32 protein-coding genes and 1 pseudogene are annotated in these 26,752 nt (G+C 48.7%); 26 read left to right on the top strand and 7 right to left on the bottom strand.

Going from position 1 to position 26,752, the window contains the following annotated elements:
• Nucleotides 1–79 precede the first annotated feature (79 nt).
• Nucleotides 80–828, bottom strand: a pseudogene (locus GJ668_RS16120) (ISKra4-like element ISTvi1 family transposase); the annotation flags it as partial.
• Nucleotides 829–1,426: 598 nt separating this feature from the next.
• On the opposite strand from GJ668_RS16120, the gene GJ668_RS16125 reads away from it, so the two are divergent.
• The 15 genes from GJ668_RS16125 (at nt 1,427) to GJ668_RS16195 (ending at nt 13,768) form a co-directional block, all read left to right on the top strand.
• Nucleotides 1,427–2,284: a RepB family plasmid replication initiator protein gene (locus tag GJ668_RS16125; RefSeq protein WP_155451159.1), complete on the top strand. Its 858-nt coding sequence runs from the start codon at nt 1,427–1,429 to the stop codon at nt 2,282–2,284.
• Nucleotides 2,285–2,301: 17 nt separating this feature from the next.
• Complete coding sequence (parA, locus tag GJ668_RS16130; RefSeq protein WP_246194947.1) at nt 2,302–3,033, top strand: ParA family partition ATPase; 732 nt, start codon at nt 2,302–2,304, stop codon at nt 3,031–3,033.
• A complete protein-coding gene (locus GJ668_RS16135; protein WP_155451160.1) occupies nt 3,023–3,226 on the top strand; it encodes a ribbon-helix-helix domain-containing protein in 204 nt (67 codons plus the stop codon). The genes parA and GJ668_RS16135 overlap by 11 nt, the downstream gene beginning before the upstream one ends.
• A 33-nt stretch (nt 3,227–3,259) precedes the next feature.
• The gene (locus tag GJ668_RS16140; RefSeq protein ID WP_155451161.1) at nt 3,260–3,493 is read left to right on the top strand and encodes a WGR domain-containing protein; all 234 of its coding nucleotides are present in this window, start codon (nt 3,260–3,262) and stop codon (nt 3,491–3,493) included.
• A gap of 311 nt (nt 3,494–3,804) precedes the next feature.
• The gene (locus GJ668_RS16145) at nt 3,805–4,068 is read left to right on the top strand and encodes a hypothetical protein (RefSeq protein WP_155451162.1); all 264 of its coding nucleotides are present in this window, start codon (nt 3,805–3,807) and stop codon (nt 4,066–4,068) included.
• A gap of 14 nt (nt 4,069–4,082) precedes the next feature.
• A complete protein-coding gene (locus tag GJ668_RS16150; RefSeq protein WP_155451163.1) occupies nt 4,083–4,292 on the top strand; it encodes a DUF2281 domain-containing protein in 210 nt (69 codons plus the stop codon).
• The gene (locus GJ668_RS16155) at nt 4,289–4,672 is read left to right on the top strand and encodes a type II toxin-antitoxin system VapC family toxin (protein ID WP_155451164.1); all 384 of its coding nucleotides are present in this window, start codon (nt 4,289–4,291) and stop codon (nt 4,670–4,672) included. Before GJ668_RS16150 ends, GJ668_RS16155 begins: the two co-directional genes overlap by 4 nt.
• A gap of 73 nt (nt 4,673–4,745) precedes the next feature.
• Entirely contained in the window at nt 4,746–7,106 is a 2,361-nt protein-coding gene (locus tag GJ668_RS16160; RefSeq protein WP_155451165.1) for a type I restriction-modification system subunit M, read from the top strand.
• Entirely contained in the window at nt 7,106–8,410 is a 1,305-nt protein-coding gene (locus tag GJ668_RS16165) for a restriction endonuclease subunit S (protein ID WP_155451166.1), read from the top strand. Before GJ668_RS16160 ends, GJ668_RS16165 begins: the two co-directional genes overlap by 1 nt.
• A 30-nt stretch (nt 8,411–8,440) precedes the next feature.
• A complete protein-coding gene (locus GJ668_RS16170; RefSeq protein WP_155451167.1) occupies nt 8,441–8,794 on the top strand; it encodes a type II toxin-antitoxin system RelE/ParE family toxin in 354 nt (117 codons plus the stop codon).
• Nucleotides 8,775–9,062 carry a helix-turn-helix domain-containing protein gene (locus GJ668_RS16175; RefSeq protein ID WP_155451168.1) on the top strand — a complete coding sequence of 96 codons (288 nt, stop codon included), beginning with the start codon at nt 8,775–8,777 and terminating at the stop codon, nt 9,060–9,062. Before GJ668_RS16170 ends, GJ668_RS16175 begins: the two co-directional genes overlap by 20 nt.
• Nucleotides 9,063–9,080: 18 nt before the next feature.
• On the top strand, nt 9,081–12,152 hold the full coding sequence (locus GJ668_RS16180; protein ID WP_155451169.1) for a type I restriction endonuclease subunit R: 3,072 nt from the start codon (nt 9,081–9,083) through the stop codon (nt 12,150–12,152).
• 33 nt (nt 12,153–12,185) lie between these two features.
• On the top strand, nt 12,186–12,536 hold the full coding sequence (locus GJ668_RS16185) for an SH3 domain-containing protein (protein ID WP_155451170.1): 351 nt from the start codon (nt 12,186–12,188) through the stop codon (nt 12,534–12,536).
• A gap of 188 nt (nt 12,537–12,724) precedes the next feature.
• Entirely contained in the window at nt 12,725–13,270 is a 546-nt protein-coding gene (locus tag GJ668_RS16190; RefSeq protein WP_155451171.1) for a hypothetical protein, read from the top strand.
• Between the two features lie 123 nt (nt 13,271–13,393).
• Entirely contained in the window at nt 13,394–13,768 is a 375-nt protein-coding gene (locus GJ668_RS16195) for a helix-turn-helix domain-containing protein (RefSeq protein ID WP_155451172.1), read from the top strand.
• A 72-nt stretch (nt 13,769–13,840) separates the two neighbouring features.
• Here the strand turns inward: GJ668_RS16195 and GJ668_RS16200 are convergent, their stop codons facing one another.
• The 3 genes from GJ668_RS16200 to GJ668_RS20680 form a co-directional block, all read right to left on the bottom strand.
• Nucleotides 13,841–14,332, bottom strand: coding sequence for a tellurite resistance TerB family protein (locus GJ668_RS16200; RefSeq protein WP_155451173.1), 492 nt, complete (start codon nt 14,330–14,332; stop codon nt 13,841–13,843).
• A gap of 87 nt (nt 14,333–14,419) precedes the next feature.
• Nucleotides 14,420–14,989: an endonuclease gene (locus tag GJ668_RS20675; protein WP_343032233.1), complete on the bottom strand. Its 570-nt coding sequence runs from the start codon at nt 14,987–14,989 to the stop codon at nt 14,420–14,422.
• A 30-nt stretch (nt 14,990–15,019) separates the two neighbouring features.
• The gene (locus GJ668_RS20680; RefSeq protein WP_246194949.1) at nt 15,020–15,277 is read right to left on the bottom strand and encodes a hypothetical protein; all 258 of its coding nucleotides are present in this window, start codon (nt 15,275–15,277) and stop codon (nt 15,020–15,022) included.
• Nucleotides 15,278–15,494: 217 nt separating this feature from the next.
• On the opposite strand from GJ668_RS20680, the gene GJ668_RS16210 reads away from it, so the two are divergent.
• Together GJ668_RS16210 and GJ668_RS16215 are read left to right on the top strand one after the other, a co-directional pair.
• Nucleotides 15,495–15,872 (top strand): H-NS family nucleoid-associated regulatory protein, encoded by a 378-nt coding sequence (locus GJ668_RS16210; RefSeq protein WP_155451174.1) that lies wholly within the window; start codon nt 15,495–15,497, stop codon nt 15,870–15,872.
• A 160-nt stretch (nt 15,873–16,032) separates the two neighbouring features.
• On the top strand, nt 16,033–16,713 hold the full coding sequence (locus GJ668_RS16215) for a hypothetical protein (RefSeq protein ID WP_155451175.1): 681 nt from the start codon (nt 16,033–16,035) through the stop codon (nt 16,711–16,713).
• A gap of 574 nt (nt 16,714–17,287) precedes the next feature.
• On the opposite strand, the gene GJ668_RS16220 is transcribed toward GJ668_RS16215, so the two are convergent.
• Genes GJ668_RS16220 through GJ668_RS16230 form a run of 3 tightly spaced genes read right to left on the bottom strand, consistent with a single transcriptional unit; the run spans nt 17,288 to nt 19,244 of the window.
• Nucleotides 17,288–17,641 carry a lysozyme inhibitor LprI family protein gene (locus GJ668_RS16220; RefSeq protein ID WP_155451176.1) on the bottom strand — a complete coding sequence of 118 codons (354 nt, stop codon included), beginning with the start codon at nt 17,639–17,641 and terminating at the stop codon, nt 17,288–17,290.
• A 45-nt stretch (nt 17,642–17,686) separates the two neighbouring features.
• Nucleotides 17,687–18,544, bottom strand: coding sequence for a hypothetical protein (locus GJ668_RS16225; RefSeq protein WP_155451177.1), 858 nt, complete (start codon nt 18,542–18,544; stop codon nt 17,687–17,689).
• A gap of 16 nt (nt 18,545–18,560) precedes the next feature.
• Entirely contained in the window at nt 18,561–19,244 is a 684-nt protein-coding gene (locus tag GJ668_RS16230) for an SH3 domain-containing protein (protein ID WP_155451178.1), read from the bottom strand.
• Nucleotides 19,245–19,500: 256 nt separating this feature from the next.
• Between GJ668_RS16230 and GJ668_RS16235 the strand changes: the two genes are divergently transcribed.
• The 9 genes from GJ668_RS16235 (at nt 19,501) to GJ668_RS16275 (ending at nt 26,670) form a co-directional block, all read left to right on the top strand.
• Nucleotides 19,501–19,665, top strand: coding sequence for a hypothetical protein (locus GJ668_RS16235; protein ID WP_155451179.1), 165 nt, complete (start codon nt 19,501–19,503; stop codon nt 19,663–19,665).
• Between the two features lie 10 nt (nt 19,666–19,675).
• Nucleotides 19,676–19,894 (top strand): hypothetical protein, encoded by a 219-nt coding sequence (locus GJ668_RS16240; protein WP_155451180.1) that lies wholly within the window; start codon nt 19,676–19,678, stop codon nt 19,892–19,894.
• Nucleotides 19,891–20,184 (top strand): hypothetical protein, encoded by a 294-nt coding sequence (locus GJ668_RS16245; RefSeq protein WP_155451181.1) that lies wholly within the window; start codon nt 19,891–19,893, stop codon nt 20,182–20,184. The genes GJ668_RS16240 and GJ668_RS16245 overlap by 4 nt, the downstream gene beginning before the upstream one ends.
• Complete coding sequence (locus tag GJ668_RS16250; protein WP_155451182.1) at nt 20,184–21,017, top strand: hypothetical protein; 834 nt, start codon at nt 20,184–20,186, stop codon at nt 21,015–21,017. Before GJ668_RS16245 ends, GJ668_RS16250 begins: the two co-directional genes overlap by 1 nt.
• Before the next feature lie 53 nt (nt 21,018–21,070).
• Complete coding sequence (locus GJ668_RS16255) at nt 21,071–21,481, top strand: hypothetical protein (RefSeq protein WP_155451183.1); 411 nt, start codon at nt 21,071–21,073, stop codon at nt 21,479–21,481.
• A gap of 6 nt (nt 21,482–21,487) precedes the next feature.
• Complete coding sequence (locus GJ668_RS16260) at nt 21,488–21,982, top strand: hypothetical protein (RefSeq protein ID WP_155451184.1); 495 nt, start codon at nt 21,488–21,490, stop codon at nt 21,980–21,982.
• A gap of 230 nt (nt 21,983–22,212) precedes the next feature.
• The gene (locus GJ668_RS16265; RefSeq protein WP_155451185.1) at nt 22,213–22,545 is read left to right on the top strand and encodes a hypothetical protein; all 333 of its coding nucleotides are present in this window, start codon (nt 22,213–22,215) and stop codon (nt 22,543–22,545) included.
• 803 nt (nt 22,546–23,348) lie between these two features.
• Complete coding sequence (locus tag GJ668_RS16270; protein ID WP_155451186.1) at nt 23,349–25,406, top strand: DUF927 domain-containing protein; 2,058 nt, start codon at nt 23,349–23,351, stop codon at nt 25,404–25,406.
• Nucleotides 25,407–26,313: 907 nt separating this feature from the next.
• A complete protein-coding gene (locus GJ668_RS16275; protein ID WP_155451187.1) occupies nt 26,314–26,670 on the top strand; it encodes a hypothetical protein in 357 nt (118 codons plus the stop codon).
• The last annotated feature ends 82 nt before the right edge of the window (nt 26,671–26,752 follow it).

The raw sequence follows: 26,752 nt of genomic DNA on the forward strand, positions 1-26,752 counted from the left end.
GGTCGGTCCTGAAGGGGGGCGACAGTCTACCAAGTCGGCAAGCGGGCGGCAGCGGCAAAGTCCGACAGGCTGCTAGCCCATCGACACCGCCTTGAAGCGTTCCACCATAACAGGGCGTGGCACTTCCGAGGGGATGCGCAAGACACAGTTTGGCCTCTTTCCACCCCAGTTGCTTCCCACAGCGCTGGTCCGACTGCGCCGGATCCGGGGTCATGATCGGCACCATCCCGCCATCCATTTCAGCCACAAGCCACGGCGCCCCAGGTTCGGTCGGCCACGCCGCTTGCACCTCATGGGCCTCCAGGATGGCCTGCGCATGGCCCTCAACGATCTGCCGGATCGTCTCCACCGGCAAACGCACCCGATAGTGCTCCCACAACTTCCCCGCCGCCTGCTGAAATGACACATCGGCCCCCAAGTCCGTCACCACCCGCTGCAACGGTTGCGAGCAACACCGATGGCTGACCTGCGCCCTAGCCGAAAAACTGCGCCGTAACTGCGTGCCTTCACGACACAGCACTTCCTCCACTTCAATCAGCCCGAACGTACTGTGCCAGCACAGTTTTTTTTTCCCGCCCGCCGTGCCTCTCCGCTCTCCAATGTCGCGCGCGTGGTCTGTTCCACCTGCCGCTGCGCCCAGGCTTGAAGGCTCTCCTGACCCAGACGCTGGAGTTCCTCAATCATCCGACGTTCCGCCGCATCTGCGCGCGACAACTCACCCCCGGCGTCTTCAACGACCGCCACAATCTGCTCAATTCGCTGCCTCAGCGACGGGTGACGATTCAGGGCCTCAAGCAACTCTTTATCGCGTTGGGCGTACGCTGGCATGGCAGGAGCCTCACAAGACAGTTCCATGGAACCTACAGTTTAAGCCAGCGCATCAGTTATGGTCGCACCCCGATAGACGGCATTTTCGACTCAACTCGGATTGGCGTGATGACTGGTGGTTGCTGGTTAAAATATGATCGATTTAACTTTCGTGGATATTTCCGTCAACTCGTTGGCTTGAGTTCCAGGTGTTGACCTTGAAGAACCCTCCACTTGGAGACCGTATTTTCAGTGCCTTGCAGAGCAGTAGGAGGCTTGAAGTGATGCTTGATCGCTTGAAGATGAGGGGGGATTGTCGTCGATGATGACACTTTTTGTAGGAGAAATGAGCGTTTCTTGGGTGGAGTCAGCTCGGTTATCCACAGGCCGCAAAGTTATCCACAGGACCTGATTCTCTTTTCTGTTTTAATGTTTTAACTTGTTTTAAGGGCTATTTTTTATTTAAAAATCAAATATTTGCGAGTGTATTATGTGACAAATCCCGACGATAATGAGACAAATCCCGAATGATAGTGAGACAAATCCCGAATGATAGTGAGACAAATCCCGAATATTGTGTGATATATTTTTTGTACGAAAAATCACATAATTTTTAACCATGCCACGGAAGCCCAACGTTGTCGTCACCAAATCCAACCATTTGGTCGAAGCGACCTATGCTTTGTCACTAGCCGAGCAACGGTTACTCTTGCTAGCCTTGGCGCGTGTGGACAGTAGAGGGCCTTTGACTGTCGGGATTTGTCACACAATCACGTTGGCTGACGTGATGGAGATCTACGGTGTCAGTCGTCCACAGGCTTACGAGCTATTGTGCCAAGTAGCCCAGCGCCTGTATGCGCGTTCTGTCGTCATTCATGGGCCATTTCCTCACCAACCAGACGTTTCCCTGATCGAAACCCGATGGGTCGCTTCGATCCGCTATCAGGATGGGCAAGGGGCGTTGTCGATTGTGTTCGCACCTGACATCCTGCCGTTTCTGTCCCAGCTTCGGGAGCGTTTCACGTCCTATCACCTGAAGTCCGTGGCCAGCATGACATCTGGCTACGCGATCCGACTCTACGAACTGCTAGTGCAGTGGCGTGAGGCTGGAAGTCGCACAGTCGAACTGATCTGGCTTCGTGAACGGCTGCAACTCGGCGGCAAGTACCCCAACATCCGTGACTTCAAGAACCGCATCCTCAATCCCGCCATCGAGCAGATCAACGCTCACAGTGACCTCTGGGTGAAGTGGGAGCAGCACAAGCGCGGTCGCGTAGTCCATGCCCTGACTTTCACCTTCGGTCCCAAGGCCGATCCGAAGCCCGACACCCAGCATCCAGATCCGGCCAAGTCCAAGCCAGTCAAACCCAAGGTCACGCGCGCCTACATCGAGCAGCACGCCCAGCCGGGAGAGAGCTGGGAGGAAGCTCGCGTTCGACTTCAGGGTCTGATTGATCAGGGTAAGGCACCCGCCTAGTTTGCTTAAACTCACAAATGTACATTTGTGAGTTTCATGTTAATTTGTACAAATGTTTATATAAGTTCATAATCAAAATCACAAACAAACGCACAAAAGCACAAAAGCACAAAATGCCAAATGTTATCGCGATCCTGAACCCCAAGGGAGGGTCAGGAAAAACTACATTGGCTATCCACTTAGCCTATGCCCTGAAGGAGCATGGTCGCACTTTGCTTGTGGATGCCGACATTCAAGGATCAGCGCGCGACTGGAGCGCGGCTGGAGCTTCTGGTCTCCCGGTGATCGGACTTGACCGTCCAACCCTTGATCGTGAACTTCAGGCTATCGGCGGTGATTACCAATGGATCGTGATCGATGGGGCCTCTAAGGTCGAAAAGATGGTTGCATCCGGCGTGAAGGCAGCCGACATGATCCTGATTCCAGTTCAACCATCAGCACTGGATCTTTGGGCCTGTGCTCCACTGGTCGATGTGATCCAGGCTCGCCAGCAAGCGACCGACGGTCGACCAGCCGCAGCGTTTGTCGTGGTCAGAGCGAAGAAAAATACCTCCATTGCACGCGAAATGCGCCGTGCTGTTGAAGGTTATGGACTACCGTTGTTAACGCATACGATCTATGACCGCACACTGTATGCGCGTGCTATCACGGAGGGAACTACTGTGCAGGCAATGGATGCTGCGAGCGAGGCCGCTAACGAAATTCGACTCCTCACCAATCGCGTTTTGGAGGCATTCGATGGAGTTTAAGGTTAAGCCCAAAGCCGCGCCATCAACTTTAAAAGAAGCTGTGCGTGACACTGAGCGTCTAAGCGTCGATCTGCCCAAACCACTCAAACGCGATCTGAAGCGTGTTGCTGTCGATGAGGGACGAACAATCAGCGAAATTGTGAATGAGCTGATCCGTGACTATGTACAAAGTCACAAAAACACAAATAAGTAATTGTGTATTTGTGCGAAATTACTGATAACCCTGATGCGCCATCGCTGGATTCACTCTGAGAAGCAGCGTTACTACAGCGTCGTCTTGGTCCATGACCTGTTTGATCAGTGGACATTAATCCAGTGTTGGGGCGCGCTAGGATCGCATCTGGGCAGACTCAGGATCGTTCACGTTGCCTCAAAACAGGCTGGACTGAAGCATATTGAGGCGATCAGCAAGCGACGTCGGCAACATGGCTACGAGCAACAGGCGACTAATAGGACATGAGGCACCGGAGATCGAGGGTGTCGATCGTTCCCTTGTTCCCTTGTTCCCTTGTTCCCTTGTTCCCTTGTTCCCTTGTTCCCTTGTTCCCTTTGTTCCCTCGTTCCCCGACGGCACGCGGCCAACCGCACTTTGATCGCGGCGGCACGCCGGACGCAGCGAGCCGACAGTCAGGCGATGTCGCCACCACTTGCAGGATGGCAGGGAACAGGGAACGGGGGGAACAAAGGGAACAGTCTGACACTCCGGTAGGAAACCTCGCCTACCGATGAAAAGATGATAACCTTCATGCCAAAGACTTGAGGAGCACATCAATGAAAAATCTGCATCTCACAACGCCTATCGGTGCCGATGGTTTGCTGCATATTCCTGTGGCTGAATTTGCTAACCAGGATGTCGAAGTCATTGTTCTGCCCGTGACCCATAAGGAAGCGCGTTCTTTTCTGGTTGGACAGGATGCTCTGAAAAAAGCCCTGGAAATCGGTTATATCGGCAGTTTTGAAGCGGAACCGGACTTTTCGGCGCGTTACAAAAACCATCTCGACTGGTCTCGAAAAGCCAAACCCTCGGTCTCATAATCGGAGACTTCATCATGCATACAGAAGAGCGTGTCATAGAACTTCTGCGGGAACTTTCCCCGGAACAGCAAGTAGAAGTGCTGGACTTTGCAGCGTTCCTGAAAGAACGACAAAAGCGGGTGCGATCACCACGTCCTTACGGTCTTTGTGACGGCGCATTTCAGGTGCCAGACGATTTCGATGCTCCTTTGCCAGAGACTGAAATAGCTTTATTTGAGTCATGAAACTCTTACTCGATACCCACATCTTTTTGTGGTACATCACCGCTGATCGTCATCTCAAGCCTGATACCCGTGATCTGATTCGAGATCCGGCGAATCGCGTCTATCTCAGTCCAGTCTCGCTGTGGGAAGCCCTCGTCAAGCATCGGTTAGGCAAGCTACCGCTTCCAGAGCACCCTGAGATTTATCTCGCCACACAACGCGCTCGTCACGGTATCGAAACCCTCGCGTTGGATGAAGCCAGTGTACAGCGTCTTGCGACTTTACCAGACCATCATCGCGATCCGTTCGATCGAATGCTGATTTGCCAAGCACAAGAACACGGTTTAACGTTGATAACTGTCGATACAGTGATCCCCCTGTATCCTGTGACAACGCTGTAAAATGTATTTATTTTTCTATTCTGATTCCGCGAATCAGACTAACAATTAACGCTTGAGCGCAACGCCATTAATCATGGATTTTTCATCTCACAACAAAATCGTTTCATTTATCTGGTCGATTGCGGACGATTGCCTGCGTGATGTCTATGTTCGCGGTAAATACCGTGATGTCATTTTGCCGATGTTCGTGTTGCGCCGTCTGGATTGCCTGCTTGAAGGGTCAAAAGACGCGGTGATGGAGGAAGTGGAATTTCAGCGTGACAACGGTTTCGCGGAACTTGATCCGATGGGATTGATGGAAGCTTCGGGTTATGTGTTCTACAACACCTCGCCATTTACGTTACAGAAAATCGTCGATACCGCCGCCAACAACCGTCAGCAGCTAGAAGCCAACTTCAAGTACTATCTGGACGGTTTCAGCGCGAACGTACAGGAAATCGTCGATAAGTTCGATCTCCGTCGTCAAGCCAAGCACATGGCGGCCAAGAACGTCCTGTTCGATGTCCTGGAAAAGTTCACATCCAAATCGATCAATCTGTCTCCGGTTGAAACGTTCGATCCGGACGGGCGCAAACTGCCGCCCTTGACGAATCTTGGCATGGGCTATGTCTTCGAGGAACTGATTCGCAAGTTCAACGAAGAGAACAACGAGGAAGCCGGAGAACACTTTACGCCGCGTGAAGTGATTCATTTGATGATTCACTTGCTGTTCGATCCGGTGCAGGATCGGCTACCGCCAACCATGCTGATTTACGATCCGGCCTGCGGTTCCGGGGGCATGTTGACCGAATCGCAAAACTATCTGGAAGATCCCGAAGGCGCGTTTCGCGTGCAACAGAACTCCGTGTTTCTGTACGGCAAGGAGATCAACGACGAAACCTACGCGATCTGCAAGTCAGACATGATGATCAAGGGCAATAATCCCGAGAACATCAAGAACGGATCGACGCTGGCTACGGATGATTTTAAGGGAATGCGGTTCGATTTCATGCTCTCGAATCCGCCGTATGGCAAGTCCTGGAGAACAGATCAAAGCGCGATTATCGATGGCAAGGATGTACTCGATCCGCGTTTTGAGTTTCTGCTGAAGAATTTTCGCGGTCACATTGAAACCGCTCCCGCCATTCCGCGTTCTTCAGATGGCCAGTTGCTGTTTTTGATGGAAATGGTGGACAAGATGAAGTCCATCAAAGACAGTCCGCTGGGGTCGCGCATCGCTTCCGTACATAACGGCAGTTCGCTGTTTACCGGCGATGCCGGGAGTGGCGAGAGCAATATTCGTCGCCATATCATCGAAAACGACCTGCTCGAAGCCATCATCCAGTTACCGAACAATCTATTCTACAATACAGGGATCACCACCTATATTTGGGTGCTGGCCAGTCACAAGGCCGCTGATCGTCGGGGCAAGGTGCAACTGATCGATGCGTCACAGTTGTACCGCAAGTTACGTAAGAACCTGGGTGACAAAAACTGTGAATTTGCACCCGAGCACATTCAGCAGATCGTCGAGCTTCATGCGCGGATGCCGGATGAAGGGATCTCGAAGGTGTTCGACAACACCGATTTTGGCTACTACAAGGTGACGATCGAGCGTCCGAGTCGCAAAGCCGCGCAGTTCACGCCGGAGCGTGTGGGTACATTGCGCTTCGTGCCGGCCCTGTCCGAGCCGATGGAATGGACGTATGACCGCTGGGGAGAGGCGATCTATGCCGAGTTAGGCCGGCACAAGGCCGTGATCGAAGAGCACCTGGAGCGCGAAGAGATCAGCTTGACGGCCAAGAACAAGAAGCTCCTGCTCGATCCCGGCACCTGGAACGCCCAACGCGAACTGATGCGCAAGGCCGAGCGGCTGATGGCATCGATGGGGCAGGAACTGTACCTGGATTTCAACCGCTTCAAGGCCGATGTCGACACGGCACTCGATACGCTGGACATCAAACTTTCGGTCTCGGAGAAAAACCAACTGTTCAACGCGGTCAGTTGGCGGGACGATCAGGCGGCGAAAGTCATCAAGAAAGTGCATACGCTGAAGGGCAGCAAGCTCGGTAAAGTGCTGGGAGAACTCTCCTTTGGTAACTTTGTGTGCGATCAAGACCAGCTTGCCGACTTCGGTTACTGGCCGAGCGAAACGCCGGGTGAGTTTATCGAGTATGAAAGCGATTCAGACGTGCGCGATACCGAAAATGTGCCACTGACGGAGGATATTCACGCTTATTTTCAACGTGAAGTGCGTCCGCATATCGACGAAGCCTGGATCAATCTGGACGCGACCAAGATTGGCTATGAAATCAGCTTCAACAAGTATTTCTATCAGCACAAGCCGCTGCGTTCGCTCGAAGAGGTCACGCGCGATATTCTGACGTTGGAAGCCGAAACCGAAGGATTACTCAAGAAACTGGTCAGTTTTGGAATCGAACAGGGAGCCGTATAATGGAACAGATCGCTTTTCCGAGATATGAGCAGTACAAAAAAGCTCAAAGTCCGTGGCTTCAAGAAGTACCGATTCACTGGCAGCTTAAACCTGGGTTTTCTGTTCTCATAGAAAATAAGCAAAAAAACATAGGAATGCTTGAAAATACTGTTTTGTCACTCAGCTATGGCCAAATAGTTATAAAACCTGTCGAAAAGTTGACTGGATTAGTTCCTGAGTCATTTGAAACATATCAAGTTATTAAGCCGAATGATATTATAATACGGCCAACCGATCTTCAGAACGATTATAATAGTCTTCGCACAGGATTATCAAAAAACCACGGAATTATCACGTCCGCATATATTTGTTTACGCCCAAATCCGGAACACAATCCTGCGTTTCTTTATTATTTATTGCACGCATATGATTTGATGAAAGTTTTTTATGGAATGGGTTCAGGTTTACGTCAAAATTTAGATTATAAAGATTTTAAAAGATTAGAAATATGTTTACCTCCTCGTAATGAGCAAGATCGTATCGCGAACTTCCTCGATCAGAAAACCGCCGAAATCGATGAAGTCATCGCCAAGAAACAGCGTCTTATTGATCTGCTGAAAGAGCAAAGGGCTATTCTAATCGATCGGGCTATAACCAAGGGGATTAATCCTAATGCGCCGACGCGAGATAGTGGGGTAGAGTGGATTGGGGATATTCCTGAGTATTGGGAAATAAAAAAGCTGAAAAATCTGGTTCGCTTTTCTAGTGGTGGAACTCCAAGCAAAAACAATCCTAATTATTGGAATGGGGATATTCCTTGGGTATCACCAAAAGATATGAAGAAAAAGTATTTGTCAGATTCTCAAGATCATGTAACTAATCTGGCAGTAAAGCGTTCACATGTTAAACTGGTTTCGGTAAATAGTGTTCTTATAGTTGTCAGAGGAATGATATTGGCTCGAAAAATTCCAGTTGCTTCACCGCTGGTTCCTGTAACAATTAACCAGGACATGAAAGCAATGCAGCCATTGAGGAGTATCGTTTCTGGATATTTGCTTTATCTTATTGATTCAATTTATAGAGAGATTTCGCTTTTTATAGAAGAGTCTGGGCATGGAACCAAAACGCTGCCAACAGAAAAGCTGGGAAATTTAGTTTTACCTTTGCCGCCAATCGAGGATCAGCTTAAAATAGTTGAATATGTAAAAAAAATTGAAAAAAATTTTTGTGACTCAATTCTAATTAATCAGAAGCAAATTAAACAGCTTAATGATTTTCGTCAATCCATTGTTGCGGAAGCAGTAACCGGAAAAATTAAACTATAAGTCCATGCTGATTAATCACTATGATACGCAATGATCACTGTCGCTGAAACCGGACCATTCCAAAAGAAGATTGCAACGCTGCTGTCTTCGGAAGAGCGCATGGAGTTGATTTCGTATCTGGCCGAACATCCGAGTGCCGGTGTTGTGATCCAAGGTGGCGGCGGTATCCGCAAACTGCGCTGGGCGCGGCAGGACAGCGGCAAGCGTTCCGGTATTCGCGTCATTTACTACTTTCACAGCGAAATCATGCCGTTGTATTTGTTGGCGGCTTTCGGCAAGAACGAAAAAGCCAATATTTCAGCCAAAGAAAAACAGCTTTTAGCGAAAGCCGTTGGAGAATTAATGCAAGTCTGGAGAAAACGTGATGAGCAGCGCCTTCACTGAAATTCTGGCGGGCCTGGAAGACGCCAAAGCCCATGCCAAGGGTGAACCTTCGACGGTCGTGGAGCATGTACCGGCTCGCTTGAACGTCAAGGCCATCCGCGAAAAAACCGGAATGACTCCGCAACGCTTTTGCGCCACTCTAGGCATCTCGCTCCATACTTTAGAGCGTTGGGAAAAAGGCTCGACAAAGCCGAGCGGATCAGCCCGTATCTTGCTCAAGGTGGTCGATAAAAATCCGCAAGCCGTAATCGAAGCAATCGCAGACTGACGGACGAGGACGCCGAGGATGGTCAGCCACACCAACGAACAAGCGCTGGAGGCCGCCATCGAAACCGCGTTGGTCGGTCTCAGCCGCGAAGCTCTCAAAGATCAGGTCGGGCACGGTGAAGCCGTCGCCCTGGCGCACGCCGCTCAGTACCTCCCCCAGCGCGGCCAAGGCTATCAATTCGGCTGGTCAGCCGACTATGACCGCGAATTCGCCATCGATCAGGACAAATTCTGGCACTTTTTACGCTCGACCCAGCCGGAAGAACTCGCCAAGCTCCAGGATCAACCGAATTGGGAACGCCTGATTCTGGAACATCTGCATAAACGACTGAAAAAACACGGACTGCTCAAGCTACTTAAGCACGGCCTGTCGATCAACGACGCCCATTTCACCCTGCTCTACAGCGCGCCTTACAACACCATCAATCCTGAAGTCGCCGCGAACTTCGAGCGCAACAGCTTCTCGGTAACGCGCCAACTCTACTATTCATCCGCCAATCCGCATTTGTCCGTCGACATGGCGCTGTTCATCAACGGCTTGGCGGTGGCCACGCTGGAACTGAAAAATGCCTGGACCGGCCAGACCACCTACCACGCGATGAAGCAATATCGCGAGGATCGCGACCCCAACGAACCGCTATTTCAGTTCGGGCGCTGTCTGGTGCATTTCGCCGTCGATACCGACGACATCTATATGACCACGCGCCTAGCCGGACGCAAGACGGTGTTTCTACCGTTCAACAAGGGCCATCACCACGGCAAGGGCAACCCGCCCGGCGAAGCCGGCACGGGCGGACACCGGACCGCCTATCTGTGGCAGGAGATCCTGAGCCGCCCCAGTCTGACCAACATCATCGAGCACTTCGCCAAGCTGGTCGGCGACAGGGATCACGATCCGCTGCCCAAGCGCACCCTGTATTTTCCACGCTACCACCAGTTAGAGGTGGTCCGGGAACTGCTGAAACACGCCCGAACCTATGGCGTCGGTCACACCTACCTGATCCAGCACTCTGCCGGCTCGGGCAAGTCCAACTCGATTACATGGCTGGCGTACCAACTGATCGAGCAGTACCAAGCCGACAGCCATGCACCGATCTTCGATTCGGTCGTGGTCGTCACCGACCGCCGTGTCCTCGACAAGCAGCTACGCGACAACATCAAGCTGTTCTCCGAGGTCAAGAACATCGTCGCCCATGCCGAGAGTTCGCAAGACCTGAAGAATGCCCTGCAAAGCGGCAAAAAGATCATCATCACCACCATTCAGAAGTTTCCTTTCATCGTCGACGGCATCGATGACCTGTCCGATCAGCACTTTGCCGTCATCATCGACGAAGCGCACAGTTCCCAATCCGGCACCGCTGCCGACAACCTCAACCGATCGTTGGGTGACAACCGCGTGGCCGACGATGGCGAAGATGAGATCCAGGACATCATTTTAGAGGCGATGCGCCGCCGCAAAATGCGCGGCAATGCCTCATATTTCGCCTTCACCGCCACCCCGAAGAACGCGACCCTGGAGCGGTTCGGTCAGCGTCAACCGGACGGCACCTTCAGACCCTTTCACCTGTACTCCATGAAACAGGCGATCGAGGAAGGATTCATTCTCGATGTGGTCGCCAACTACACCACCTACAAAAGTTACTACGAAATCGAGAAATCCATTCAGGACAATCCGCTGTTCGACAGCGCCAAAGCGCAGAAAAAACTGCGTGTCTATGTCGAAGGTCACAAGGAAACCATCGCCGTCAAAGCCGAAATCATGGTCAACCATTTTATCGACCATGTGGTGTCGCCCAAAAAGCTCAAAGGTCAAGCCAAGGGCATGGTGGTGACGCGCAATATCGAAACCGCCATTCGCTATTTTCAGAAGATTCGCGAACTCCTGGAACAGCGTAACGCCGGATTCAAAGCCATGATTGCCTTTTCCGGTAAAAAGACGATCGACGGTATCGAATATACGGAAGACTGTACGGCGATGAATGGTTTTCCCAGCAAGGACATCGAAGAGCGCTTTGAGAGCGACGATTACCGCTTACTGGTGGTCGCCAACAAATACCTGACCGGTTTCGATCAGCCGAAACTGAGTACCATGTATGTCGACAAAAAGCTGCAAGGCGTGTTGGCGGTCCAGGCATTATCGCGCTTGAACCGCTGTAACCATGCCCTGGGCAAGCGCACCGAAGATATATTTGTCCTCGACTTCTGCAACACCACGGCAGACATCAAGACCGCATTCGATCCGTTCTACACCGCCACCAGTTTATCATCAGCGACGGATGTCAACGTTCTGCACGAACTCAAGGACGCGCTCGATACGGTTGGCGTCTACGACTGGCCGGAAGTCGAACAGTTCAATACGCGCTTTTTTCAGAATGCCCCTGCTGAAGATCTCAGCCCGATCATCGATACCTGCGCCGATCGCTTCACCAATGACCTGGAATTAGACGACGACGCCAAGGCCGATTTCAAGATCAAGGCCAAACAGTTCGTCAAGATCTATGCGCAAGTCGCCTGTATCCTGTCGTTCGACAATCTGCGCTGGGAAAAACTACACTGGTTTCTCAAGTTTCTCATTCCCAAGCTGAAAATCAAGGACACGAATAAAGACGCCCTCGATGCCCTGCTGGAAAGCGTCGATTTATCCACTTATGGACTGGAGCGGGTCAAGTTACGGGAAGAAATCACGCTGGATAGTGCTGAGAGCGCACTTGATCCACAAAACCCTAACCCGCGCGGCGTACCGCCCGAAAATCCCATCCAAGATCCGCTCGACGAAATCATCCGGATATTTAACGAACGCTGGTTTCAAAACTGGAACGCCACCCCGGAAGAGCAAAAAGTCAAGTTTATCAATATTGCCCATCATGTCTTGAATGATCCGGCGTATGAATCTCAGGTGGTCAATAATCCTGATAAACAGAACAGTCAACTGGCGCGTGAAAAGCTGATTCAGAGCGCGGTCAGCAAGGAACGTCGGCGCGAACTCGACTTGTACAAAAACTATGCGCAAGATCCGGACTTCAAACGCGCGTTTGATGCGTCGATCACCAGACTGCTGGAAAACATGACTAGTTCGGTGTTGACGCTTTGATTCTTGCAATAATTAGCGGACTACAATACGCCAATGCATTACAAAATCAGTCTTTTAGCACTTGGATTGTTATCTGTCGCCTTGACAGCTTCGGTGCAAGCTACCGGAGACTGGTGCGCTAATCCAATCAAAACCGACGATGGCTTTTTAAATCTGCGCTTAGGGCCGGGTACGACTTATGCGATCGTGGGTCGTGCGATTCCAAGTGATGAATTAGTGATTGATACAGCGCAATGTCGGAATGATTTTGGAGAGATGTTATGTGATGAATCTGGGAAGTGGGTATTTGTGCAATATATTAATAGCGTGAAAGAAGCGAGCAATATTCAAAAAGGTTGGGTCAACAGTCGCTTTGTTCAGCAAGTTCAATGTAAGAATGATTGAACGGCAACATGGCTAAGACCCAACAGTCGTGTCACCAGGGGTCATTTCGGACGAAATAGCCGTTGTTGCAAAACTTATCGCAATAGTTCGGTGTTTTGCTACAGCGCAAATGACAGAATCGATAGAGTGTATTACCTTTCATAATGCACACAATCAAAGTAAAGTTTTTTTAATTTTAAGGAGATAAAATGAAATTGTTCAAATCATTTTTGATTATAAGTGTACTGATAATACAGCCTGTAATGGCTCAAGAATTTTTGAGTGAATCATCTGCAATCAGCTTAGATCGCCTGCTGAACGGTCTGGACAACCAGTGTGAATATAGTGACGATCTAAGACAGCTTCAACGTACCTTACTGATTGATCAAGGTGGCAGTTATCGATTCAATGCACGCGCTAAAGATCGCATTCAAGCCAATTTGAAACCCGCTATCGGTAATATTCGTCTGATCGAAGACGATGATGAATATGCCGTAATTTCCATTTCTGTAAATGGAACTTGGCATGGTTTTAGTGTAAGCGATCTTCAGTTTGTGCTTGGAAAAGAAAATGGCATCAATGCAACATCGGTCATATTTAATCCTCCGTTCGATCCTGTACTGAGTTTCTTTTCGCCACGGATAAAAGCTTCCAAGCAAGCTATTTTAAGCAATGCCAATGATTACATGGAAATTGTAACGGATCTCAATGTAGTCGATGGAAAAATTCGGTTGGATTGCGACGTATCAACGTAAAGCGTAGGTTCCTGTGGTTCAGTCCACGTTGTTAAATCACGGAATGTTTGTATTTTTGGTTCATTTTATACACAATTCCATGTATTATCCCCTAAACTACACACACGATTAGATGGATACTACATGGACTCACGCGAACTCACTAACCAGATCGGCGAGCGGTTGCGGGCCGAGCGTAAGGCCCAGGATTTGTCCATGTCCGAACTCTCGGAACGCACGGGAGGGCAACTCAGTAAGTCCAGGATCAGCAACTACGAGCAGGGCATCCGGCGCATGGGACTTGAGGAATCGAGGATCTTATCGGAAGCGTTGGGGACAGTTAGCCCCATGTATCTGCTGTGCCTTGAAGACGAGCGCGAGATCGAGACGCTACGGCAGCTTTTTCTGAACAGCGACCCGACCGGTCGACGGCTGATGGTAGCGATCGCCAAGGAAATACACGACGCTCACCAAGCGTGTTACACGGAAAGCGATGATGCAGCGAAGCTCCAAGACTAGATTGGCATTCTGATCTACAGTAAATACAAGCATCGCTAATAGATCAGAATGCTTTCAAGATTAATTTAAAAACTAAACTAGTTCTTTGAACTCCCTATAGTCAACATTTAGTTGTTCACATATATCTTTGATGGCATTTTTTTCATTTTCATCAAAGTCGCTTCCGGAAGCTGCTAACTTGCAAGATACCCGAACTAATGCTTTTGCTGAATCTTGGTCAGCGCCCCATAAACTACTTCCAGGTTTAACTTCTTTTAGAGCTTTATAAATTTCATCACGACCTTCGTCTGGATCGCATGTTATTGCAGCAACGTAATCATTAAATTGCTTCATGACTGGGGCAATTTCATAACCTTTTAGATATTTCAAGTTTGATTTAATATATTCGCGCACCTTTTCTATTTCTGATTCTTCAACAACATTGTCTGCACAGGCTACTAGTGCGCAACATCCAGCAAAAGCTCTCATAAAATCTTCATTAACAAGTCTGTTCCAAGCAGATGCCCATGCATCTGGTACAACGGCATCAAATGTTCTATTTGCCAGATTTTTTAGAATAGACATTATTTTCTCCTTTTTTTGCCAAATTTAGGTTAGAGCAAGATCTGTAATTCAATACAGATTTCAGTTACTTGTCAAGTAACATCATTTTTACAACCGCTTGTAGTCTTCGACATAGCGGTTCCCTACACCCTGGATCGCCTTGATGCGCCGGTTACGCTCAATCTCCCAGGCATCGGGTGGATCTTGGTTGTTCCAAGCGGTATACAGTTGAGTATCCTGTGAGCTTAGCCTGAAACCGTAAGTATCGCGCATGTAGAGCATGGTTCTGGCGATGTCGCCACGCACGGCCTCCGGTGGCTGTACGCGCCGAATACTGGCATCAATGCGGATTCCACAGTCGCCAAACGTTTCGGCGTCACGACTCGATACCATCCCCCAATTGTAGTCGGAACGCTGGCCGTTGACCTGCCCGACAGATGGATAGAGGTTGTGGAGATCGTTGTGGGCCGCCTCAAAAACCGGATCGACCCGTTCGCAACAAGCCCGTCCCGAGACTGTCTTGCCATTGCTCTTGGTACATTCCTCAAAGCGTTCCGGTTCACGCCAACACAGACGAAAGTTACCGAACTGAGCCGCTGGAAACACATGCTCGGCCTCGACCCGTTCGGCCCGAGTGTTACCGGCGAAGGCTCCAAGACCGCAACTGCTGAGATCGATACGATTGTCGGTATCGTATTCACAACCACATTAAAATGTCTGTTGACGATCATGGTAGACCCGCTGATACAACCATTTTTTAGCCGTCGCAAAGCTTCCGGCCACTTTCGGTAAGGTTGCCGGATCAGGTTCGATACCAGATGCTGTAGGTCTGGCTCCAGGTGTGCCTGTGACCTGCTGACGGATCTCGGTGACGACCTGGACGACTTCCCGTACATTCTTGGGCAGTTGGTCGACGATCGGCGCTGGCAGAAAGCTGGCTGCACCCAGACCGAGGACCAGAAGCACCAAACCCCAAGCCGGGATCTTCAGCGAGGATTTCGAGCGTGTGTTTGATCGATGAGACATGGAAACGTTTGGATATGGTTAACGAAATTTTAACAGGATGCTGTTGTCAAGTATCGTTTTTTATGTTAATGGTATTTTTCTTTAAGTTGGATTTTTAGAAGAGCGGTTCCAACGCTTGAGATCGTAACGATACACAACCGAGATATTGAGAAAAAACATGACTGACATTGAGCAAAAATCAACTGAAGATCTCTTGAAAGAAAAGCAGGAGCTTGAACAGCGTCAAAAAGAGATCGCAGAACAGCTTAAAAAAGCTAAGAAAAACTCTCAGCAAGAAGCGTTAAACAAAATTCTAGATTTGATGAATACCTATGAAATAGAAATTTCTGATATTGCGATTGCTGAAAAATCTTCCAAGAAATCTAGAATAAAATCACAAAGCGCACAGGACACAAAAAAGCCTAAATTTCCACAGCCACCTGAAGGAAAGAAATACTTCAATCCTGAAACCAAGAAATCCTGGTCAGGAAGAGGGCCAATAGATGATTCGATCCGCAATCATCCAGATCCAGATTCACTGTTGATCGATAAGTAAACGGATGGACGTTTAGGTTTTTGCAAAAAGATCAGATCACTGTGATTTGCAGTGATCTATACTCTATGAATTTAGTATTTGAGGTTTTTCTATTATTTGAAATTTCAAAGATAAAAGAGTCTGAAGTGATTTTTATGCAATGAGTATAGGAATTCCACTAATGAAAAGAATGTTTTTGGCGGGTTCGCTGCTTTCAATTGTTTCTACTGCAAATGCAGCCGGGGACATCTACGCTCAGGGGATAATTGAATCCGGTTCAGGGTTCAGGTTTCCAGATGGGACGCTTTTAACATCTCCTGGGCAAATAGATAATAGTCAAATAATCAGCAGCTTGCTTGAGCGAGTCGCCGCGCTGGAAGGTCAACTGAGCGGAGCCGATTGCGCGGACGGCAAGACCTCCGGTGCGTACAAGATCTTTTCCAACGAAATTAGAATGGGCCGGGCGGACATTAGCTGGGTAGCCATGGAAATGAATGTCTGGATAGATGATATTTGCCTAAACTCAGACGGGACCGGGGTTGCTTATCTCACCGATGTTAAAGAAGTGGATTTGACGGGCCTTAATATAGAAGTTGATACGGATGGTATCGGTAATGTGACCAACTTTACCTATACATTGACGCCGGCCTGCCAACTCACAATCAATGCGCCGGGTGAGGATACGATAGTGATGGCTGGAACGCCATCCCTCGATGTATTCGTCACTGTTCGAACAAATCAAGATGATCTCATTTCCGACGGTACCGACCAGGGCATCGATGTCGGTGACATTCACGGAAATGAAGATGTGAAGATGGTGAAGACTCTGCCGGGTACCGCGCATCAGTGTACGCCATACTAGCGCGCCCAGCCCACCAGCCCATTTTGCAATAACAAGAACGGGGGACAGGCCACGTTTAATCGTAACGTGAAAATCCACGCCCTCTGGGCGTGGTCAGAGTTAGACGGCTTTGCCGATTAAACAAACAGGCTTCGGTTGTACCTATCAGCGCTCGGCCCTGTCCAGTCAGCATGAATCGCTTCTAACTCTAATCACGGCGACAAGCACTCTGGGACTGGCAGTCAACTCCATCCGCTTGGATCTTGGTAACAGCTAGAAAGCGCCTCGCGGCAGCCAATTAACCCCCTTCGGGGTTAATCCAATTCCACCCGCTCTGCGGGTGGATTCTTTAATATCGCCTATACTCATTGCATAAAAATCACTTCAGACACTTTTATCTTTGAAATTTCAAATAATAGAAAAATCGCAAATAATAAATGCATAGAGTATAAATCAGGGATTGTTCAATCTTCGGCGTAAATACATCACCCGTTCGCGCAGTTCCTTCCCCAACGGCGCATAGGCGGTTGTAGATACAATCAGCGAACAGGCAAACAGATTTGAGAGTGTTTTTATAGCTGACTCACTGTTACGATTATTGACTTAATGCTTTTTTTGTATAACGATTCAGCATTTTGACCCGAGCCTGATTGAATTCATCGACGCAATACGCCCCATCCTCTCGTGTGGCTGTTTCAGACACATAGTAACAGGTCGCATCCCTGAATTTTTCCCAATGTGATTGCGCTTCTCGTATAGCATCAATCGCCGTCTGATTGGGTTCAAGTGCTTGAATCAGCCTATTGTAAGCATAGCGAATAGCTCCTTCATTTTGTTCCGAAACACAGGTTCTAAATTCGACCGCGTTCATGGTGCTTTCATCGCATTCTCTGGCTTGTGCAGAAACGCTGATTGCACACAACACAGCTAGAATAAATGTTTTTTGCATGGCTAGAATATCTATATTTTAATTTGGGATTCAGGCTATCCAACATTAATTCGGACACCGAATAAGCCACATCTCATAATCTTGGGCATACGGAAACCGTACTGCAATATTGTTCTGGTCGCGAACGGTAATGCGTAGTGTTCCGGATTTAATTTCACCTTCTTCCAGTGTGCATTTGGCGGCAAACTGCAAGGATTGTCCTTGCTGTGTTCCATTGGAAAGTTCACAAGACTCGTCATAGAGTCCAATCCCTGTTGATCCCTGACCAAAAACGACTTGACCTAAATCTTGATTATATTCGTAAGAACCTAGAGCCACCCGATATTGGTTGTCTTCATCATCGCAACCATACTCGTTATCAGGGTAACGCCACCAGCCTTGGTAAGGATTGAGAATTTGTGCGGGTGTCGCATTGTCATCAATACTTTGGACAGTATTCACAACACGGCTATTATACTCGCAAACTCTGTCAAATAGCGCATCATCTCCAACAGTACAGATTGCTGTGATTGCGTTATTTTTGATCCAGAGAAACATGCAGTTTCCCATTCCTGTAGCTGCACAAGAAAACATCTCGGGACGATTTGCACAGCGACTATCACTTTCATAGCAACTATCGGCCTCTGGAGTCTGATACGGCTTCCAGTCAGCCTGAAGCATCTTTTGGCGAACGCTGCCGTATTCTTCGTCTTCATTGAAGCTCGGTAAGGAAGCTGTCTGGCGTTGCTTCAGGCAGGTATCCGAATAGGCATACGGATTTCCAGACCCCTGTTCCAAGCACCATGTATCTCCTGAAGGATAACGACATTCAGGGCTTAAATCTGGACGATTCAGGCATTTAGCCGCTACGGTACTTGATCCAATAACCAGACCGAGCAACGCAAAATAAGGCAGACGTTTCATAGACAGTTCCTTTATCTCAGGGTGCAACCACTTCAACAAAATTTTCACTGACCCAGCCGGTTTTACAGGGACCGGAATACGGTTGTTTTGGAACGATCGCTTCATTAACGCCACAGTCGATCATGGGATTTGGGGGATAAACAACGACTCCAAACCAGCCATTTCCCGCATCGTCACAGAGATAAACACCATCGCCTTCGCCCAACTTATCGATCATGCGCGCCTTGCTACTAGGACCGGAGCGCAAGGCAAGGAATCCATCGCCATCTCGTTTGAGTCCGCGCACTGCACCGAAAGCACTACAGCCGCTGAAATCGGGATCACCGCCCACCATTACCGGTCGATCTCCGCTACTGGTTGTTCCAGTCATTCGAGACCGATTGGCTGTAACAGCGTCAACCGAAACCACATAGCGATCCAGAATCCAACCGGTTAAACCCTGATAAGAGGTCTGGCACCAGCTTCCGTTAGACGTGGGTTGGCATACTCCAAGTCTGAGCGTCGTTCCATGTGGAATCTTAGCCAAGCGCCGCCCACCTTTCGTCGTGGGTTCGCTGCGAAGGGCCAAAAAACCATCCCCTGGACTGTTCACAATCACCTGATCATCGTAAGCCCAGGCCGTCTGCTCGATCACCAGGGCGCTTCCCAACACCAGCGACACCAGGGCGCTGGCCATGCCTAACCTGAAACGATGGCTCATCGGTCAATCCTCGACTGAGAAAGATTCGATCTCAATAACACAGTTTGCAACGACTGTGTATTGATCTCAGTCAACTAAAACGGCTTTTCTCACATTCCCGCCATACATCCCGCCTGTTTTCACTTCCAAAATCTTGATTACCCAGCATTCGCTATTTCCCGAATTCATATAGAGATGTACTAAGGGTTTCCATACCTAAAACATTACGTATCTTTAACGGCAAAAACCAAGGGTTACGAATGTCTGGAGATCAAACATGGGCAAACTGAAAGAACAGTTGCTTGAACACATCCAAGATCCGGCCTATCTGGAATCCTACAACGACGATCCAAGTCCTGATCAGGATACGGACACTCGAAACCTTCCGGATTGGTATCTTCGGATCATCCATCAAACCATTGATGAAGAACTTCCGTTCTAGGAGAACTGCCGTGATCCATACAAGTTTGATGGATGTCGACCGTGTTCAGGTCAATCGCCGGTATTTTCCCGCTATCGAAAGCCGTCCAGGTTTCTGGACACTGGATATCGTTTTAACTCAGTGCTCAGGAACGGAAACACGAATTTCTGCGTTCTCTGACAATCCCCTGCATGTCGAAATGACGGCTCTACTACTGAAAAACTTTGAGGAATTAGGAGTCGCCGCATGAATCCTAACCCTAAACTCAAGCAACCGTTACCGTTGGGTCGGATTGTAGCTACTCCAGGTGCATTGCGCCTGTTAGCCGAGCACAACTGTTCGTTCCTGCCATTTCTCCAACGCCACGCTTTTGGTGATTGGGGCGATTTAGAGCATGAAGACAAGTTGCTGAATGATCATGCAGTTCGTACCGGTGAACGTGTTCTATCGAGCTATCGAGTCACCGATCTGGATCGTATCTGGATTATTACCGAGCATGATCGCTCATTAACCACGATGCTTTTGCCGGAGGAATACTGATGAATGCCCTCGATACCGAGGTTGTGCTTGATGTCGAACAGGAGTCGTTAACAACGACTCCTGTGAACAATATCGTATCGGTTCAAACATCTGAGATCGAATCGGATCAGGCGATGATGCCGATTTCACCGCTCGATCTGCCGACTGAAGTGTTCCAGCAAGCGTTGGATCGTCGTCGTGAAAACCGTGCGATTCTGATCAAATGGATACGTCAAAGTCTGGTCGAAAACCAGGATTTCGGATCTATACCCACAAAGCGCGGCCCCTCGAAACCGAGTTTATGGAAAAGCGGAGCGGAGAAGATCATCGGTCTTTTGAACATAACAGCGCACTTTCCAAGTTTAGCGGACATTGAACAATCGGTACTTAACGGTAATGTTCCTGAATACATTGTAGTTCGTTGCGAACTGCATAATTCTCAAGGAATCGTTCTGGCCGAAGGTTCGGGCGCTCGCAAACTCTCGCAAGATTATGGCGATCTCAACAAAGCCCTGAAGATGGCCGAAAAGAGTGCATTGATCAATTGCGTTTTGAAAGTTGGCGGTCTAAGCGATGTCTTCACACAAGATTTGGAAGATCTCGCTGAAGTACCACCAGCACCGAAACCGGTGAGAACGCAACCGCAATCGCAACCACAAGCTGAAGTTTGTTCCGATGATCAGATCGCAATTCTGAATCGGCGCATTCAGCAACTCAAGCTGGATCGTCAGCGCGTCGAGTCGTGGATTCAGCGTGCTTGGGATACGACACTCGACCATTTACCGGCGAATCGTTTTCCGACGTTGTACAAGCAACTCGATAAGTGGGCCACGCAAACCCAAAACGCGGCCTGATTGTTTTCAACCTGATTCCAGGGATGGGATCTCAAACCACATGAGGTTTTAGTATGAAAATCACAAACCGGCACAATTTGCCGGAAACTTTTGTAAAAGCAGTCGAGTTTCAGGATTCTACCCGTAAGGATTTGGATCTGAAGATCGATCATATCTCTGTGACTCGACTGATAGAGTCTCCCAGAATCCGTATGCTGACGTTTCTGAACTGGAACAAACTCCAGGAAGATGTAACGGATCGCCTCTGGTCACTTTTTGGGCAAGGCGTTCATGCCATCCTTGCATGGGGTTCCGATCCGGAAACTGTGATTACCGAACAGCGGTTGTATGCCAACGTCAAGAACAACTGGAAACTCTCTGGTCAGTTTGATGCGCTCGACTTAAACGAAAAGCGCCTCTATGACTACAAAGTCACCAGTGTTTATGGTGTGGCTAACGGTGTGAAACCCGAATGGGAACGCTAGTTAAACATGTTGCGACTGTTGGCGATTCATAACGGTTATGAAGTGGATAGCCTTGAAGTCTGCGTGATATTGCGCGATTGGCAATCTTCGCAAGCTCTGCGAGATCAAAACTATCCGCCAATTCCGGTATTGAGATTACCTGTACCTGTATGGCCAATCGAGGATACCAGACGCTATCTTGAAGAGCGCGTTCGCTTGCATCAAGAAGCCGCGTATGGAGATACGTTGCCTGAGTGTTCTATGGAAGAGCGTTGGGAGAAACCTACGGCTTATGCAGTGATGAAGCCCAGTCGCAAGACAGCCGTCAGGGTGTTCTACAACCAGCAAGAAGCTGAAGAATTGGCCGCTAAAACGGATGGCGCTTACGTTCAGGTACGTCCGGGTGAAGCGATCCGCTGTGCTCGATATTGCGCTGTTGCGAAGTTCTGCGATCAATATCAGCGCGAGTTAGCCGCTAGACGTTCGGTTGTGACCGAACTCGAAGAAGCGCAAGCCGCTTAGATTATTCGCTCAAACTGAGCGATTTCCGATACCCTCTCTTCGGTATCGGATTTTTTTGTTTGGAAAGTTGGGAAATCGATAAAATCGAAAGTCCGTGTTTTTCAATAGATTTCCCTGTCCGAAACTAGACGGATTTTCGCCTGATAGGTTTTCAACACAGATCCTCTCTTGTCGGACCTGTATTGTCTTGTCAGGGATGATTTGGAACTGTCTTGTATTTGGAGGAAAGTATGAATTCTCGTGCTCTATCTAATTCTGAACTGGAGTTTGTTCTTAAGCATTATTCAAGCATGACGGCTAAGAGTATTGCTGAACATCTTACAGCAGAACGTGGAGAAGATTCGCCTATTATTTCAGAAGGGCAAATCTATTCTGCGGTTAAACGCACTCGCAAAACTTTGCAGATGCATCTCGTTGAACTTGAAAAAATTCAAGAGATGACTGACGAAGATGAAGCGGACATGGCTGAGTTACGTGCTGCACTCGCTCAACTTGAGCCGCATCGCAAGGCCGTTCAACGCCGTGCGCAGATGCGTTCGCTGGCTCAGTATGCCTTGGGGTAGACATCGTCTGATGTAGTCGTAGTGGATGGAGTTTGACGGTTCGGGTTGACAACGGGTTGTCGTGCCGATATGTTTGACACTCACACACCCAGCGTGCCGTTCGGCGCTTCGTGCATGTGGCTGCTGACTACCGCTTTAAACCCACTTAGTACTCCGGCTTAGCGATCTCCATCGCGAACGGCCCCTTATATCTCACCTTAATGTTTGTGTAGCAGGCATACGCCTGTTGCGTGATGCTCTTTTGCGCAACTTAACCCATTCTGTTCAGCGCCGCTGTGTGTCTGAACCAGGGAGGCGTATGCGCTGGCTTCGTTCTTTCACAATTCGATACCGAAGACTTCTTGAGCGCATACCCTAATACTTTAGGGGTCGATCTTCGAGAGGCATCACTTGGCACTTCGCGGATCTCTAGAATTTTACAGAATGATCCTGATGTTTGGTCTGATATCCAAAACATATCATTGATAGTTTGATCGATAGTTCTGAACTGGACATCAAGACGATGAAGTTCTGCGATTCGCGACTCAATGTAATCGAAGTAACCCTGGATTTACGCTTCTACGTTAATTAGTAATCGCCAAAAAATCTTCCCTTGCCGTCGGCAAGGGGGGATTTCATGATCAAACTTGGAGTAACAGCAATGTAGCTTGAATAGTGAAACTTTAATTTCATTTAGCACCAAAACGGCAACCATTCGTATGAATGCGATCCGCAGGTTCAAACATCACGGCCATGATGAATGATGCCTGCACAGTATCTTTAAAAGCCGTTTCCATCAGATCTGAAACTTTTTGGAGTATGAAATGAGCAAGATTGATTGTATTTTCCCACCACACTTTCGCGCTGATGATAACGATGAAGACAGTCAAGCAATTTCCAACGAAAGCCCTGTAGAGTTACTTAAGACAGACGAATCGGAACAAGTAGATTCGGATATTTTAGAGTTTATGCATGGAGAGTTCTGGACAAAGCACTTGTCTAACGTCTCTCATACCGATACCGAAAATAAGTCAGGTGTGAATCCGTTTGAGATGTCTTTCGTAGACAACGATGATGATGATATATTTCGTGATATTTACAATATTTTTCAGAACAGCCGACATGATTTAGAGAACAAATCGAACGATTCAAGTTTGATGGTAGTCAATGAGCAGGATCTTGACGAACCGGCTGAGACTGTTGTTCCGCGTCCAGGATTTTCTGTGCACTTCGATAAAAATCTTTACGGTCCCGAAGGTGTTTACTATCACGACTCCCAAACTCGCGGAAAGCAGCAAGTCGATACGGATCAATTTGTTTGCTCACCGATTGATGTGCTGGCTATAACGCATGATGAGCGAGAAAAAAGCGATTTCGGATTACTGCTTTCAATTAAGAATCGCGTTGGAAAAAAGCATGAGCTTTCAATACCAATGCATTTTTTGTATAGCGGTGATAATCTGATTAAAGAGTTGCTTAATTTGGGCGTGAAAATTAGTCCAAAAGCACGTCAATTATTGATCGATTACCTTGACAGTCGTAATCCAGAGCGACGTGTTCTGGCGGCAACAACGACAGGTTGGCATTGCGACAACATGGTTTTTGTGTTGCCGAACAAAATTATTGGTGATAGAGATGTTCGCTTTCAATCAGAAAGCTTGCATGTTGAAGAATTTAGACAAACGGGAACCTTTGAACAGTGGCGTGATGAAATCGCTAAATACTGTTCCGGCAATCCCATGCTGATTCTTAGCATTTCAGCGACTCTTGCCAGCCCAATGCTTAAGTTAGTCAATATGAATCAAGGTGGATTACATTTCTTCGGCGATTCATCGATTGGAAAAACGACGGCACTGCTTATGGCATCCTCATGTTGGAGTGACGCTAAATTCATGCGTACTTGGCGGGCAACAGCCAACGGGATTGAAGGTGCAGCCGCACTGGTTAATGATAATACCTTGATTCTTGATGAGATCAGCGAAGCCGATCCGCGTGACGTCGGCGAAATTGTCTATAGTGTTGGCAACGGCGTTGGAAAAATTCGTTCTAATCGTTATGGAAATTCGCGTCCAGTCAAGAACTGGCGCGTGATGCTGCTTTCATCAGGTGAGCGTACTCTGAGTACCACGATGGCGGAGGGCGGTAAGCACGTCAAGACCGGGCAAGAAGTTCGCTTAATCGATATTCCATGTCAGCGTGAGTACGGTCTTTTCGATACGTTGCATGGATTTCAGAGCGGACGCGAACTGGCGGATGCTTTGAAAGCCAACGCTACGCTTCATCATGGCCATGCCGGACCGCAGTTTCTTGAAAAGCTGATTGCCGATGATCGCGACTATGCGAAAGAGTTGGAACAGATTGCAGCTCGATCAGATTTTAAATCCGAAATCAGTGTAGAAGGACGTGCCGCCAAAATCTTTGCCTTGATTGCACTAGCCGGAGAACTGGCCATCGAATGGAATATCGTACCGTGGATTTCAGGTGAAGCACTCGATGCTGCTGCCTTGGCTTTCAAGCTTTGGCGTGAAAATCGTGGTGAAGGTAAAACGGAAACGCAGCAAATCTTGGAACGTATTTTGGATTTCATTTCCAAATATGCTGACTCCTGCTTCTCCGAACTCGATAACCCAAACAATTCCACATACGTGCGTGAGCGTGCGGGTTGGTGGCGTAAAAACACCAACAGCGATCAACGAGTTTATTTGTTCACCTCGGCAGGTTTGCAAAAAGCCGCCAGCGGTTTCGATGTAAGCCGTATCTCGCAGGCTTTGAAGGAGAGCGATTGGTTAGTCGAGCACGATTTGGATAAACGCTCGAAGAAGATCCGAGTCGAAGGTCAACCAACGAATCTGTACGCTGTTCTCCCGCGCGATTTCGACTGAGATTTTCGGGTCGTTGAATCGACGTCAACTACGAAACAGCCTGTGTCTGCGGATGCAGGCTGTTCCCCGTGTTCCCTGGTTCCCTTGTTCCCTCGGTCTATGGGTTGCAGGCCGAAAATCGGTCTCTCGCCGGGTCAAGACCGGCGAAACATCCATGTCGACACCTGTCCCGACTACTCTGGTCTAAGCCAACGCCGGAGTCCCGTCACTGTTCGCGTCGATGACATCTCTTGCAGGGAACGGGGGAACAGCGGGAACTCAGGGAACGCAGGGAACAGGTACGATTAGTTGACGAACAAGTTCCACCATCCCGATCCCATCTACAACCACTCTTGCCCAATCCCGTCGATACCGCGCCCCTGACGCTACAGAACTCCCGACCGGCATCGGTTAGGCCGGATAGCACTCACCCCGGCCCGTGCTCTGCAACGCCCTAGCGGTGCCGATCTGAACCCCGAAACAGGTACTGCATGACCTTCGCCTCGCTCGTCGAGGTGGTTGCTGGTGGTCCGGGATCGGCTTGAGCGACATCTTTTCGTGCTCATTTTGGGTGCTCTGAGCCGATCCGAGGCATCATCGTCGTTATCATTTCTAACGCTATTGCTACGATTTCTAAGCATTAAAAATGATGCTTACGCATTAACAACGATAGCCTATCGAATAAGTTTTATTTCGTAAGGTATTCGATGCAATTATTTAATTTGAGTTAAGAGCTATTTTTAGCGTATTTATTAGAGGCCGATCCGGGCTAATATCCTCCTCGGCAATACACATGAAAATTTTTTTGCGCCAGAAGTATTGACTCGCTCGAAACCCGCACGTATATTTCTCTCATAGCAATTAAGTCAGCTTGCTAGGGTGGCTCTGACCAAATCGACCAAGCTCTTTAAACAACGGAGGATGCTTTATGGCACATGCTGCCGTTTCGACTTCAGGGGGCGGTAAACGCTTCCATTACAATCGAGGACGCCCCACTGGTAAAAAGCGGCATCCCAAGATCAAGTTGTGGGATAAGAAGCCATTAACTGGAGTTTACTTGGGGACTGTTGAGATTTTCGATAAGTTCGAAGACGAGTATAGAACCGGCATTGAGGTTCGAAAGAGTACAGGAGATATTGTACGCCTCTATCCAAATGGGAATCTTATGGACAAGGTGAAGCTTGCTGGAGTCAAGCCGGGTGATCAAGTTCATATCGAAGTGACTGCAAAGATTCCCACGAGTAACAATCATCTGTTTGATGACTACAGTGTTCATGTAATTTGATCTCACGCTAGCTTAAAGTCGAAATACTCAAACCGAATGCGCACGGACGCGATTGATTCCATCCAAGTAATGCTCGGGGCGC

The organism is Allochromatium palmeri (assembly GCF_009720725.1).
GTDB lineage: Bacteria > Pseudomonadota > Gammaproteobacteria > Chromatiales > Chromatiaceae > Thermochromatium > Thermochromatium palmeri.

Bases quoted from the DNA above. Each gene is read 5' to 3' on its own strand.
- GJ668_RS16155 (WP_155451164.1), top strand. From the start codon at position 4,289: ATGAAACTCTTACTCGATACCCACATCTTTTTGTGGTACATCACCGCT.
- GJ668_RS16260 (WP_155451184.1), top strand. From the start codon at position 21,488: ATGTTGCGACTGTTGGCGATTCATAACGGTTATGAAGTGGATAGCCTT.
- GJ668_RS16275 (WP_155451187.1), top strand. From the start codon at position 26,314: ATGGCACATGCTGCCGTTTCGACTTCAGGGGGCGGTAAACGCTTCCAT.
- GJ668_RS16195 (WP_155451172.1), top strand. From the start codon at position 13,394: ATGGACTCACGCGAACTCACTAACCAGATCGGCGAGCGGTTGCGGGCC.
- GJ668_RS16255 (WP_155451183.1), top strand. From the start codon at position 21,071: ATGAAAATCACAAACCGGCACAATTTGCCGGAAACTTTTGTAAAAGCA.
- GJ668_RS16140 (WP_155451161.1), top strand. From the start codon at position 3,260: ATGCGCCATCGCTGGATTCACTCTGAGAAGCAGCGTTACTACAGCGTC.
- GJ668_RS16160 (WP_155451165.1), top strand. From the start codon at position 4,746: ATGGATTTTTCATCTCACAACAAAATCGTTTCATTTATCTGGTCGATT.
- GJ668_RS16180 (WP_155451169.1), top strand. From the start codon at position 9,081: ATGGTCAGCCACACCAACGAACAAGCGCTGGAGGCCGCCATCGAAACC.
- GJ668_RS16190 (WP_155451171.1), top strand. From the start codon at position 12,725: ATGAAATTGTTCAAATCATTTTTGATTATAAGTGTACTGATAATACAG.
- GJ668_RS16145 (WP_155451162.1), top strand. From the start codon at position 3,805: ATGAAAAATCTGCATCTCACAACGCCTATCGGTGCCGATGGTTTGCTG.
- GJ668_RS16150 (WP_155451163.1), top strand. From the start codon at position 4,083: ATGCATACAGAAGAGCGTGTCATAGAACTTCTGCGGGAACTTTCCCCG.
- GJ668_RS16165 (WP_155451166.1), top strand. From the start codon at position 7,106: ATGGAACAGATCGCTTTTCCGAGATATGAGCAGTACAAAAAAGCTCAA.
- GJ668_RS16125 (WP_155451159.1), top strand. From the start codon at position 1,427: ATGCCACGGAAGCCCAACGTTGTCGTCACCAAATCCAACCATTTGGTC.
- GJ668_RS16250 (WP_155451182.1), top strand. From the start codon at position 20,184: ATGAATGCCCTCGATACCGAGGTTGTGCTTGATGTCGAACAGGAGTCG.
- GJ668_RS16170 (WP_155451167.1), top strand. From the start codon at position 8,441: ATGATCACTGTCGCTGAAACCGGACCATTCCAAAAGAAGATTGCAACG.
- GJ668_RS16175 (WP_155451168.1), top strand. From the start codon at position 8,775: ATGAGCAGCGCCTTCACTGAAATTCTGGCGGGCCTGGAAGACGCCAAA.
- GJ668_RS16270 (WP_155451186.1), top strand. From the start codon at position 23,349: ATGAGCAAGATTGATTGTATTTTCCCACCACACTTTCGCGCTGATGAT.
- GJ668_RS16200 (WP_155451173.1), bottom strand. From the start codon at position 14,332: ATGTCTATTCTAAAAAATCTGGCAAATAGAACATTTGATGCCGTTGTA.
- GJ668_RS16235 (WP_155451179.1), top strand. From the start codon at position 19,501: ATGGGCAAACTGAAAGAACAGTTGCTTGAACACATCCAAGATCCGGCC.
- GJ668_RS16185 (WP_155451170.1), top strand. From the start codon at position 12,186: ATGCATTACAAAATCAGTCTTTTAGCACTTGGATTGTTATCTGTCGCC.
- GJ668_RS16230 (WP_155451178.1), bottom strand. From the start codon at position 19,244: ATGAGCCATCGTTTCAGGTTAGGCATGGCCAGCGCCCTGGTGTCGCTG.
- parA (WP_246194947.1), top strand. From the start codon at position 2,302: ATGTACATTTGTGAGTTTCATGTTAATTTGTACAAATGTTTATATAAG.
- GJ668_RS16225 (WP_155451177.1), bottom strand. From the start codon at position 18,544: ATGAAACGTCTGCCTTATTTTGCGTTGCTCGGTCTGGTTATTGGATCA.
- GJ668_RS16135 (WP_155451160.1), top strand. From the start codon at position 3,023: ATGGAGTTTAAGGTTAAGCCCAAAGCCGCGCCATCAACTTTAAAAGAA.
- GJ668_RS16220 (WP_155451176.1), bottom strand. From the start codon at position 17,641: ATGCAAAAAACATTTATTCTAGCTGTGTTGTGTGCAATCAGCGTTTCT.
- GJ668_RS16245 (WP_155451181.1), top strand. From the start codon at position 19,891: ATGAATCCTAACCCTAAACTCAAGCAACCGTTACCGTTGGGTCGGATT.
- GJ668_RS16215 (WP_155451175.1), top strand. From the start codon at position 16,033: ATGAAAAGAATGTTTTTGGCGGGTTCGCTGCTTTCAATTGTTTCTACT.
- GJ668_RS16210 (WP_155451174.1), top strand. From the start codon at position 15,495: ATGACTGACATTGAGCAAAAATCAACTGAAGATCTCTTGAAAGAAAAG.
- GJ668_RS16265 (WP_155451185.1), top strand. From the start codon at position 22,213: ATGAATTCTCGTGCTCTATCTAATTCTGAACTGGAGTTTGTTCTTAAG.